This is a genomic window from Paracoccus sp. SSK6 (genome assembly GCF_039770665.1).
GTDB lineage: Bacteria > Pseudomonadota > Alphaproteobacteria > Rhodobacterales > Rhodobacteraceae > Paracoccus.
Genome location: NZ_JBDPNJ010000013.1, coordinates 74,788 through 85,208 on the forward strand (window position 1 = coordinate 74,788; position 10,421 = coordinate 85,208).

Below are 10,421 nucleotides of genomic sequence, written 5' to 3' on the forward strand. Positions count from 1 at the left end.
GCAGGAGGGGCGATGGCGGGCAGGATCATCACGGTCGCGCAGCAGAAGGGCGGGTCGGGCAAGACGACATTGGCCGTCAACCTGGCCGTCAGCCTGCATGAACGCGGCCATTCCGTGGCCCTTGTCGATACCGACCCGCAGGGCAGCATGGGCCGCTGGTTCGTCGAACGGATGAGCGCGCAGGGAGAGGACGAGGCGATGGATTTCTCCACCTCCTCTGCCTGGGGGGCGAGCTACGAATCCGAGAAGCTGAAGAAGCGGTTCGATTTCGTCATCATCGACACGCCGCCCAAGATCGACAGCGACCTGCGCCCCGCCCTGCGGGTGGCCGACCTGGTGCTGGTGCCGGTCGCGACCAGCCATGTGGACCTGTGGGCGACCGAGGGCGTGCTGGATCTGGCGCGGCGTGAAAAGGCGCCGGTGCTGGTGGTGATGAACCGCGTGCGCCCGAATACCCGCCTGTCGGCCGAGGTGGCGCAGAAGGCGGCCGATCTGGGCGCCCATGTCGCGGACACGCAACTGGCGAACCGGGTGCTTTACGCCGAAACGCTAGGCCAAGGCGTCGGCGCCCTGGAACGCGCCCGTAACGGCCCCGCGCGCGACGAGATCGTCAGGCTGACCGACGAGGTTCTGTCCGCGATGGGCTAGACCGGCAGGATCGCCGGACCGTCGGGCGTATCCACCCGGCGCACGGTGATGCCGAAGGCGCGGCGCAGCAGATCGTCGCGCAGCACCGTATCCGCCGGGCCATCCGCCAGAACATGCCCGCCCGCCAGCAGCACCAGCCGCGTGCAGAAGCGCGCCGCCAGCCCCAGGTCGTGGATCGAGGCCAGCACGGTCCTGCCTTCCGCCGCCAGTTCCCGGAACAGTCGAAGGCAGGCCAGTTGCTGCGCCGGATCCAGCCCGGCAATGGGTTCGTCCGCGATCAGCAGGGGCGTGTCCTGCGCAAGCGCACGGGCGATCAGGGCGCGGTTCTGCTCGCCCCCCGACAGCCGCAGGGCGGTGCGCTTGCGGAAACCCTGTAACCCCATGCGGTCGATGGCGGCGTCGATGGCGATGCGGTCCAGGCCGCTGCGTCCGCCGCCGGGCCAGGGGATGCGGCCCAGGGCCACCAGATCCTCGACGCTGACGGGCCAGGCGATTTCGCGCGCCTGCGGCAGATAGGCGGCGTGGCGGGCGCGCCGGTCAGCGGGCATTGTGGCCAGCGACGAAGTGCCCGTGAAGGGGATCAGGCCAAGCGCGGCCTCCATCAGCGATGACTTGCCGGCGCCATTGGGGCCGATCAGGCCGACGAACTCTCCCGCGTTCAGCGTCAGGCTGACGCCGTGCAGCACCGGACGGCGGCGGCGGGTGACGGACAGCCCGGAAAGGTGCAGCACCATCAGACGCGCCCTCCGCTGCGGGTTTTCCAGATCAGGTGCAGGAACAGCGGCGCGCCGACGATGGCCGTCAGCACCCCCAGCTTCAGGTCGCGGTCGGGTACGATCAGCCGCACCGCGATGTCGGACGCCAGCAGCAGCGCCGCCCCGCCAAGGGCCGAGGCGGGCAGCAGGGCCGAGGGCCGCGCGCCGACCCAGGGGCGCAGGACATGCGGGACGACCAGGCCCACGAAGCCGATGGCGCCCGCAACCGCCGTCGCGGGGCCGACGACCAGGGCGGTGCCCGCGACCAGCCGCCAGCGCAGGCCGGCGGCAGGGACGCCAAGCGCCTGAGCCGCAGCCTCACCCAGGGTCAGCGCGTCCAGGGCGCGGCGGGTGGACAGGATCAGCGCCGCGCCAAGCGCCATGGGCGGCAGGGCCAGCCATACGTGCAGCATGGATCGGTCGGCCAGCGATCCCATCAGCCAGAACACGATCTCACTCGCGGCATAGGGGTTGGGCGACAGGTTCAGGACAAGGGCCGTGCCCGCGCCTGCAAGCGCGGAAATGGCGACCCCCGCCAGGATCAGCGTGACCGAACCGCCGCGCGGCCCGGCCAGGGCCACCAGCAGGCCCACCCCCGCCGCCGCGCCTGCAAGCGCCGCCAGTGGCAGGGCCAGCGCCGCGGCCAGCGACAGCCCCGTCTGGATCGCGATGACCGCGCCCAGGGCGGCCATGCCCGATATGCCGATCAGCCCCGGCTCCGCCAGCGGGTTGCGCAGGTATCCTTGCAGCGCGGCCCCGGTCAGCCCCAGCCCCGCGCCGATGGCCAGCCCCAGGATCGCGCGTGGCAGGCGGATTTCGCGCATCACGATGGGCATGGGGCCGTCGCCGCCAAGGATCAGGGCGCGAAGCGACTCCAGGACCGGCAACCCCGCCGGTCCGGTCAGCAGGGAGGCCAGGAACAGCGCGGCCACCAGCAGCGGCAGGGCGACGAACAGCCCCTTCATTCCAGCGACCGGATGGCGCGGGTGACGAAGGGCGTGCCGCAGAGCCAGTTGCGGTCGGTCACCTGCGCCCGGACCGCCGGGACGGCGGCAAGGGCGGGGTGGTCCAGGATCGCCTCTGCCCGCGACTGGCCGGGCCATCTGGCGCCGGTAATCAGGCGGTCGGGCCGGGCCATGACCAGAAGTTCCATCGGCAGGGCGGCCGTGCCCGCGATCCCGTAATCGGCGGCGATGTTGTCGTATCCCGCCGCATCCAGGATCGACCCCGCCAGCGTGCCGGACCCCGACGTGACCCCATTGGCGTCATACAGCGCCGCGCGCCCCTGAGGGGCGGTGCTGCGGGCAGCGGCCAGATCGGCGTCAAAGCGCGCCAGCAGGTCATGCGCCGCATCCGGTTGGCCCAGCAGGTCGCCCATGAGGGTGATATGGTCGCGGATGGCGGCGAAATCCTCGGCCGGGGGCAGGGTCTCGACCCGGATGCCAAGGCGGCGCAGCATCGCCACCGCAGGCCCCCCATAGGGGCCCGCGATCACCAGGTCCGGCTGCATCAGGTAGATTTCCTCGGCCCGTCCGGTGTTCGGCGTGAAGCGCGCGGCCTGGTCCGCCATCGGCGACAGGCGCGGATCCTGCGCCAGACCGCTGACCGAGACCAGCTGGCCCGGTGCGGCCAGCATCATCGCCAACTGGTCGCTGCACAGGTTCATCGACACCACCCGCTGCGGCGGCGCCCCCGTCGATCGGGCGGCAACGGGCAGGGCAGCGGCGATCAGGACCGCCGCCGCCAGGATCGCCCTAGAACGAGGCACGCAGCCCCGCATAGACCGCCCGGCCCGAGGTGCCATAGCCGCTGACCCACTGGTAGTCTTCGTCAAAGGCGTTCTCCAGCCGCAGATAGGCTTCGGCATTGTCGCGGACGGGATGGCTGACCAGCAGATCGACGGTGGTGAAGTCGTCCAGATCCCCGTCGCGTCCGGCGACGTGTTGCAGGTCGATGCCTGCGGTGGTGCCGGTGGGGAAGGTCGTCTCGGCCCCCAGGTTCAGGACGCGTTCCGGGACTTGTGCCCAGTTCGGCGTATTGGTCTGGTTGTCGATGAAGGTATAACCGACCGTCAGCGCATGGCCCGCGCCGAAGGCATAGCGGCCGTCGATCTCGATCCCTCGGCGGCGCACGGTGTCGTCGATCTGAACATAGCAGCCGTAACCGCTTCCACAGAAGGTTTCCGTGCTGTCAAACCCGATCAGGTTGTCCGTCTTCAGCCAGAACGCCGTGGCCCGCAGATAGCTGTCGCCCCATTGTTTTTCGACGCCCAGTTCGGCGCTTCGCCCTTCCTCTCGCTGAAGGTCATTGTTTCCGGCATCGCCGAACAGTTGAAACAGCGACGGCGCGCGGAAGCCGTTTCCGATGGCGGCCCGGAACAGCAGGTCGCCATTAGCGCGATAGACGGCGGCCATGCGCCCCGAGGTGAAGCCGCCAAAGCGCGAATGATCGTCGCGGCGCAGCGAAGTCGTGATGTCGATCCGGTCGCCCAGGGCTGCGGTGGTTTCCACGAAGACGCCGCTGATGCGGGCATCGCCGTTGCTCTCGGCTTCCTCCTTCTCCGTATCGGCGCCGAAAACGGCCCGGACGTCTTGGCCGATATCGGTTGCGCCCTGCCAGGACAGCTTGGTACGCGTGCCCTCATAGGGCGTCGGGATACCATTATAATAGCTGTCGCGCGCGATGCGATAGCGTGTCAGGGCGATGTCGTGATCCACGCCGCCGGTCGTGAACTGCGCAAAGCCGCGCAACCCGTAGGATTCGTTTTCCGAATAATCGTCGCCCGGCGTGCCCGTTGCATCGCTGGAATAGTCGATATCGGCGGTACTGTCTTCCCAGAAGCCGTTGAAGCCGACGGTCGCGCCGTTTTCCAGCCGATGCGCGCTGTAGAAGGACAGGCGCGTCGCCTCGTATCCGTCTTCCTCGAAGTTGCCGTCATCCTCGTCCAGGGCGGAAAAGCCGTCGGTGCGGACATGGCTGACCTGGAAGGCCAGGTCGGTGTCGTTGCGCCGCAGGGTCGCGCCATAGCTGGCGGTCAGCGTGTCGAAGCTGCCGGCCTCGATCCCGAAATGGTGGCGCAAGCCGTCCTCGGTCGGGCGCAGCGATTCCAGCGCCAGAACGCCCGCGATGGCGCGCGAGCCATACAGTGCGGATTGCGCGCCGCGCAGCAGTTCGACACGACCGATGCCTGCCGTGATCTGACCGCCGATATCGTAGGAAGGGGTCGGGGCGGTCGAATCGGAAACCTCGATCCCGTCGATCATCACCGGAACGTAACGGGCGGGTGCGCCACGGACTTCCAAGGATCCCGTGGTCCCCAGCGGTCCCCGCTGGATCAGCGTCACGCCCGGCAGGCGGGTCAGGCTGCGCGACAGGGGCTGGCTGGCGCGGCCTTGCAGGTCCTCCTCAGTCAGCACGGATACGGAACTGCCCGACCGGCTCAGCTCGGTCGCCTCGCGGTTGGCGGTCAGGGTGATGGTGTCCAGCACAAACGTGCTTTGCGCGGCGTCCTGCGCGGCGACGGGCAGGGCGGTCGTCAGGGCCAGGGCGGCGGTCAGGGTCAGAAAAGCTGGTCTTGGGGTCACGAAGGACATCCTTCCAGGAACCCGGTCAAGGCCGGGCGCGATGCGGTTCGTCTGACGGGACCGAGCCCGCCGGACAGCGACACCACCACGACGGAAGTTTCCGTTTCCGGCGCGCCCCTCGCGCGCCGTCAGGGTGATCGCGTTCGGCAGGTCTCCTGACTTGCGGGTCATGGCTTGGCCGGGCCTTCCCATCCCCGGTGCCGGGGACAGTGGCGCTCATCCGGCCCGGCTCTCCGCTGACAGTTGCGGGGGCAGTCGCGGAATCGCACCGCGTTCCCTTTTAACCGGGGATGAACCCGGAACCGAGGCAGGGCTGCCTTAGCCCATGGCGCGGCGGGCAGGCAAGAGGGTAAAGGCGCCTAGCCCAGCGAGGCCACCCATTCCGGCACCGTCCGGCTGGCGGGCCCGGTGATGCGGCGGTGGAAGTCGCGGGCATTGGCGCTGCTGTCCAGGTTCAGTTCGACGCATTCCACGCCATTGCGCCGGGCGTGTTGGGCAAAGCCTGCCGCCGGATAGACATTGCCCGATGTGCCGATGGCCGCGAACAGGTCGGCGCTTTCCAAGGCCTCCCAGATGCGATCCAGGTGATGGGGCATTTCCCCGAACCAGACGATGTCGGGCCGGGTCGCGGGACGCGCGCAGGCGGGGCAGGGGTCATCGGGCGACATGACCAGGGGCGCGGGCCAGCGGTGCCCGCAGGCTGCGCAAAGCGCGCCCGCCAGGGCGCCGTGCATGTGGATGACGCCCGCGCTGCCCGCGCGTTCGTGCAGGTCATCGACATTCTGCGTGACCAGCGTCAGGTCGTGGCGCCGCGCCAGATCCGCCAGGGCGCGATGCGCGGCATTGGGCCGTGCCTCTGCGGCAGCGGCGCGGCGCATGTTGTAGAAGCGGTGGACAAGCGCAGGGTCGGCGGCGAAGCCTTCGGGCGTCGCCACATCCTTGATCCGGTGGCTTTCCCACAACCCGTCGCTGGCCCGGAAGGTCGCAAGGCCGCTTTCGGCGGAAATGCCCGCGCCGGTCAGGACGGTGATGCGCACGGGCCTATCGGCAATAGGCCTCGGCGGTGGAGGCAAAGCGCTTGTAGCGCGCCCAGAAGGCGTTGTCGCGGTCGCTTTTCGACATGCGGACCTCTTGCGCCTGGTGCGGGTCGCGGAAGAAGGAGGCCGCGCGGCGCTGATCGGACCGCGACAGGGTCTGGTTCGCGACCTGCTGGATGCAGCCGCAGAGCGGCGCGTTGCCGCGCGCGCGGTCGGACCGGACGCAGGCGCTGTCGATGGGACCGGCCACGGCAAGGGGGGCGGTCATCATGATGGCCGCAGCCGCGATGACAAGGCGGTTGAGCATGAAACTGTCTCCTCGGTTTTCCTATGGTCGTGGCGGGGGCCGGTTGTCCCGGTCTGCGATGCCCGTCCGACTTCGATCCTAGCAGGAACGGGCCGCCCGCTCAATCTGCCCCTGTGCCGCAGGCTTCACCCGCCACGCCAGGGCCTTGCGGGATCAGGCGGGGGCGACCTCGTATCCCGCGCCACGAATCGCCTCGGCCGCGCGGGCCTGGTCCAGGCCCTCGACCGTGACGGTCTTCGCGGCCAGATCGACGGTCGCGCGCCCGCCCGCATCGGCGATGGCGGTTTCGATGGCGGCCTTGCAATGGCCGCAGCTCATGTCGGGAACGGTGAAGGTCATGGCTGTCCTCGCGGTGAGTGACTGGAGGGTTCAACTGGGGGGTTTGACAAGTCCCTTGCAGCATGATCCTGCAAGGCGGCAAGGGCAAGGCATGAGGGATGCGATGATCGAGGCCATCGGGCTGGATGCCGACGACACCCTGTGGGAAAACGAGACCTTCTTCCGCGTGACCGAGGCCGAGTTCGTGTCGCTTCTGGGCGATCACGCCGAAGGCGCCGACATCGCCAGCCGCCTGCTGGACGTTGAGCGCGCGAACCTTGCCCGCTATGGCTTCGGCATCAAGGGTTTCATGCTGTCCATGGTCCAGACCGCGATCGAGCTGACCGACGGGCGCATCGACGGCCGCGCCATCGGCCGCATCCTGGAGCTGGGGCAGGAGATGCTGGCCCATCCGGTCGATCTGCTGCCCGGCGTGCCGCAGGCCCTGGACGCGCTGGAAGGCCGCCGCCTGATCCTGATCACCAAGGGCGACCTGATCGACCAGGAGCGCAAGATCGCCGCGTCCGGCCTGGCCGAACGGTTCGAGGCCATCGAGATTCTGGCCGACAAGTCGCCCGAGACCTATGCGCGCGTACTGTTCCGCGCAGGCATCGCGCCCGAGCATTTCGTGATGGTCGGCAACTCGATGAAAAGCGACGTGCTGCCGGTCGTGACCCTGGGCGGGCACGGCGTCTTCATCCCCCATGCGCTGACCTGGGCCATCGAACATGCCGACGCGCCGGACCACCCTCGCGCGCACCGGCTGGAAACCATTGCGGGCCTGCCCGCCCTCGTCGCGCGTCTGGAGGCGGGCCATGCATAACCTTCGCGCCGCCATGCTGATGGTGCTGGCCATGGCGGCCTTCGCGGGCGAGGATGCGCTGCTGAAAGGACTTTCCGGCCATATTCCGACCGGGCAGTTGCTGGCCGTGATCGGTTTTGCCGGAATGACGGTCTTTGGCATCTGGATCGCGCTCGGCCCCGAAGGGCTGCGCCTGCGCAACCTGCTGCGCCCGCCTGTCGCGCTGCGCAACTTGTGCGAAGGCGTTTGCGCCATCACCTTCGTCACCGCGCTTGCGACCGGCGACCTGTCCATCGCCTCGGCCATCCTGCAGGCGCAGCCGCTGCTGATGACGCTGGGGGCCGCGCTGTTCCTGGGCGAAGAGGTCGGCTGGCGCCGCTGGCTGTCCATCGCCTTGGGCTTTGCGGGCGTGTTGCTGATCGTGAGGCCCGGCACCGCGGCCTTCGAGTTCAGTTCGGTCCTTGCCATCATCGCCGTGATCACCCTTGCGGTGCGCGACCTGGTGACGCGCCGCCTGCCGCCCGAGGTGGGGTCGGGCCTGCTGTCCGCCGGGGCCTTCGGGTCGATGGGCATCGCCGGTCTGTTGCTGATGGCCATCGGCGGGCAGGAACCCATCCTGCCCTCGGCGGGGCAGGGGGCGCTGATGGCGGCGACCCTGTGCTTCGGGCTGCTGGGCTATATCACCATGGTCATCGCCACCCGCATCGCCGAGATCTCGATCATCGCGCCCTTCCGCTATTCCCGGCTGCTGTTCGCGCTGCTGCTGGCGGTGGCCGTCTTCGGCGAACGCCCCGACGCCCTGACCCTGGCGGGGGCGGCGCTGATCGCGGGGGCGGGCATCTACTCCATGTGGCGCGAGGCGCGGCTGCGGCGGGCGCGCCTGACTGCTGCCTGAGCCCTGCAAAATCCCCTTCCCGCAGGGCCAAAGCCCTTGTATAGCCCGGCCATGACCGAGCTTTCCCAGATCCGCAATTTCTCCATCGTGGCCCATATCGACCACGGCAAATCCACCCTGGCCGACCGGCTGATCCAGCTGACGGGCACTGTCGCCGAACGCGACATGAAGGCCCAGATGCTGGACAGCATGGATATCGAGCGGGAACGCGGCATCACCATCAAGGCCAACACCGTCCGCATCAGCTATCCGGCCAAGGACGGGCAGACCTATGTGCTGAACCTGATCGACACGCCGGGCCATGTGGACTTCGCCTACGAGGTCAGCCGGTCCATGCGCGCGGTGGAAGGCAGCCTGCTGGTCGTGGACGCCACGCAGGGGGTCGAGGCGCAGACGCTGGCCAATGTCTATCAGGCCATCGACGCGGATCACGACATCGTCCCGGTCCTGAACAAGATCGACCTGCCCGCGGCCGAGCCCGACCGCGTCAAGGCGCAGATCGAGGATGTGATCGGCATCGACGCATCCGACGCCATCCCCATCAGCGCCAAGACCGGCCTCGGCATCCCCGACGTGCTGGAAGCCATCGTGACGCGCCTGCCCGCGCCCAAGGGCGACCGCAACGCGCCGCTCAAGGCGATGCTGGTGGATTCCTGGTACGACCCCTATCTGGGCGTCGTGGTGATGATCCGCGTCATGGATGGCGTGATCCGCAAGAACGACCGCGTGAAGATGATGCAGACCGGCGCGGTCTATGGCATCGACAAGCTGGCCGTCCTGACCCCGCAGATGGTGGACATCGCCGAACTGGGGCCGGGCGAGATCGGCGTCTTCACCGCCTCGATCAAGCAGGTCCGCGACACCCGCGTGGGCGACACCATCACGCATGAGAAGAAGGGGGCCGACGTGGCGCTGCCCGGCTTCAAGCCCGCCCAGCCGGTGGTCTTCTGCGGGCTGTTCCCCGTGGATGCCAACGACTTCGAGGCCCTGCGCGACGCCATCGAGAAGCTGGCGCTGAACGACGCGTCCTTCAGCTATGAGATGGAAACCTCGGCCGCCTTGGGCTTCGGCTTCCGCTGCGGCTTCCTGGGGCTGCTGCACCTGGAGGTGATCCGCGACCGGCTGGAACGCGAATACGACCTGGACCTGATCACCACCGCGCCTTCGGTGGTCTTCAAGCTGCACATGCGGGACGGGGAAGTGCGCGACCTGCACAACCCCGCCGACATGCCCGACCTGACCCATGTGGACCATATCGAGGAGCCGCGCATCAAGGCCACGATCATGGTCCCCGACGAATACCTGGGCGACGTGCTGAAGCTGTGTCAGGACCGCCGGGGCATCCAGTTGGACCTGACCTATGCGGGCAGCCGCGCCATGGTCGTCTATGACCTGCCCCTGGCAGAGGTGGTCTTCGACTTCTACGACCGCCTGAAATCCGTGACCAAGGGTTACGCCAGCTTCGACTATCAGATCAGCGAATACCGCGAGGATTTCCTGGTCAAGATGTCGATCCTGGTGAACGACGAGCCGGTCGATGCACTGGCCATCATGGTCCACCGCGACCGCGCCGAGGCTAGAGGCCGGGTGATGGTGGAAAAGCTGAAGGAATTGATCCCCCGGCACATGTTCAAGATCCCGATCCAGGCCGCCATCGGTGCGCGCGTGATCGCGCGCGAAACTCTGTCCGCGATGCGCAAGGACGTGACCGCCAAGTGCTATGGCGGCGACGCCACGCGCAAGAAGAAGCTGCTGGAGAAGCAGAAGGCCGGCAAGAAGAAGATGCGCCAGTTCGGCAAGGTGGAGATCCCGCAGACGGCGTTTATTCAGGCGTTGAAGATGGATGGGTGATGGGATTTCTTACTGATTTATTTTTCAGAGCGGATAATATTCTGCAAAAAAATTTGCCAAATTTTAATGAAGCAGTTCGCTGGAGTTCTCTTGCTGGATTGGGAAACTCACGGATCGCGTGAGTAACAGTTCTCGCGCCATTTTTGGGACACATAGTCTTTTATAACTATCTATTTGCTGATTTTTTCTTCGATCTTTCGTCGAATGGAAGTGAGTTAAGCTGG

At 67.6% G+C, this 10,421-nt stretch carries 11 protein-coding genes and 1 riboswitch; of the genes, 4 read left to right on the plus strand and 7 right to left on the minus strand.

Going from position 1 to position 10,421, the window contains the following annotated elements; translation table 11 throughout:
* The first annotated feature begins 12 nt into the window (after window positions 1-12).
* Complete coding sequence (gene parA / locus AAIL68_RS10835; protein ID WP_347139786.1) at window positions 13-648, plus strand: ParA family partition ATPase; 636 nt, start codon at window positions 13-15, stop codon at window positions 646-648.
* On the opposite strand, the gene AAIL68_RS10840 is transcribed toward parA, so the two are convergent.
* From AAIL68_RS10840 to AAIL68_RS10870, 7 genes are all read right to left on the minus strand, one after another.
* Complete coding sequence (locus AAIL68_RS10840) at window positions 645-1,385, minus strand: ABC transporter ATP-binding protein (RefSeq protein ID WP_347139800.1); 741 nt, start codon at window positions 1,383-1,385, stop codon at window positions 645-647. The genes parA and AAIL68_RS10840 overlap by 4 nt on opposite strands.
* Window positions 1,382-2,368 (minus strand): iron ABC transporter permease, encoded by a 987-nt coding sequence (locus AAIL68_RS10845; protein ID WP_347139787.1) that lies wholly within the window; start codon window positions 2,366-2,368, stop codon window positions 1,382-1,384. Before AAIL68_RS10845 ends, AAIL68_RS10840 begins: the two co-directional genes overlap by 4 nt.
* Window positions 2,365-3,171 (minus strand): ABC transporter substrate-binding protein, encoded by an 807-nt coding sequence (locus AAIL68_RS10850; RefSeq protein ID WP_347139788.1) that lies wholly within the window; start codon window positions 3,169-3,171, stop codon window positions 2,365-2,367. The genes AAIL68_RS10845 and AAIL68_RS10850 overlap by 4 nt, the downstream gene beginning before the upstream one ends.
* Window positions 3,158-4,987: a TonB-dependent receptor gene (locus tag AAIL68_RS10855; RefSeq protein WP_347139789.1), complete on the minus strand. Its 1,830-nt coding sequence runs from the start codon at window positions 4,985-4,987 to the stop codon at window positions 3,158-3,160. The genes AAIL68_RS10850 and AAIL68_RS10855 overlap by 14 nt, the downstream gene beginning before the upstream one ends.
* A gap of 127 nt (window positions 4,988-5,114) precedes the next feature.
* A riboswitch (cobalamin riboswitch) is annotated at window positions 5,115-5,309 on the minus strand.
* A 37-nt stretch (window positions 5,310-5,346) separates the two neighbouring features.
* The gene (locus AAIL68_RS10860) at window positions 5,347-6,024 is read right to left on the minus strand and encodes an NAD-dependent deacylase (RefSeq protein ID WP_347139790.1); all 678 of its coding nucleotides are present in this window, start codon (window positions 6,022-6,024) and stop codon (window positions 5,347-5,349) included.
* Between the two features lie 4 nt (window positions 6,025-6,028).
* Complete coding sequence (locus AAIL68_RS10865; RefSeq protein WP_347139791.1) at window positions 6,029-6,331, minus strand: hypothetical protein; 303 nt, start codon at window positions 6,329-6,331, stop codon at window positions 6,029-6,031.
* 153 nt (window positions 6,332-6,484) lie between these two features.
* Complete coding sequence (locus AAIL68_RS10870) at window positions 6,485-6,670, minus strand: cation transporter (RefSeq protein WP_347139792.1); 186 nt, start codon at window positions 6,668-6,670, stop codon at window positions 6,485-6,487.
* A 91-nt stretch (window positions 6,671-6,761) separates the two neighbouring features.
* On the opposite strand from AAIL68_RS10870, the gene AAIL68_RS10875 reads away from it, so the two are divergent.
* The 3 genes from AAIL68_RS10875 to lepA are packed head-to-tail and all read left to right on the plus strand — an operon-like array spanning window position 6,762 to window position 10,197.
* A complete protein-coding gene (locus AAIL68_RS10875; protein ID WP_347139793.1) occupies window positions 6,762-7,472 on the plus strand; it encodes an HAD family hydrolase in 711 nt (236 codons plus the stop codon).
* On the plus strand, window positions 7,465-8,346 hold the full coding sequence (locus tag AAIL68_RS10880) for a DMT family transporter (RefSeq protein WP_347139794.1): 882 nt from the start codon (window positions 7,465-7,467) through the stop codon (window positions 8,344-8,346). The genes AAIL68_RS10875 and AAIL68_RS10880 overlap by 8 nt, the downstream gene beginning before the upstream one ends.
* 51 nt (window positions 8,347-8,397) lie before the next feature.
* Window positions 8,398-10,197 (plus strand): translation elongation factor 4, encoded by a 1,800-nt coding sequence (lepA, locus tag AAIL68_RS10885; RefSeq protein WP_347139795.1) that lies wholly within the window; start codon window positions 8,398-8,400, stop codon window positions 10,195-10,197.
* Window positions 10,198-10,421: the final 224 nt, after the last annotated feature.

Coding starts and splice junctions, on each gene's coding strand:
- lepA (WP_347139795.1), top strand. CDS start 8,398: ATGACCGAGCTTTCCCAGATCCGCAATTTCTCCATCGTGGCCCATATC.
- parA (WP_347139786.1), top strand. CDS start 13: ATGGCGGGCAGGATCATCACGGTCGCGCAGCAGAAGGGCGGGTCGGGC.
- AAIL68_RS10875 (WP_347139793.1), top strand. CDS start 6,762: ATGAGGGATGCGATGATCGAGGCCATCGGGCTGGATGCCGACGACACC.
- AAIL68_RS10845 (WP_347139787.1), bottom strand. CDS start 2,368: ATGAAGGGGCTGTTCGTCGCCCTGCCGCTGCTGGTGGCCGCGCTGTTC.
- AAIL68_RS10870 (WP_347139792.1), bottom strand. CDS start 6,670: ATGACCTTCACCGTTCCCGACATGAGCTGCGGCCATTGCAAGGCCGCC.
- AAIL68_RS10865 (WP_347139791.1), bottom strand. CDS start 6,331: ATGCTCAACCGCCTTGTCATCGCGGCTGCGGCCATCATGATGACCGCC.
- AAIL68_RS10880 (WP_347139794.1), top strand. CDS start 7,465: ATGCATAACCTTCGCGCCGCCATGCTGATGGTGCTGGCCATGGCGGCC.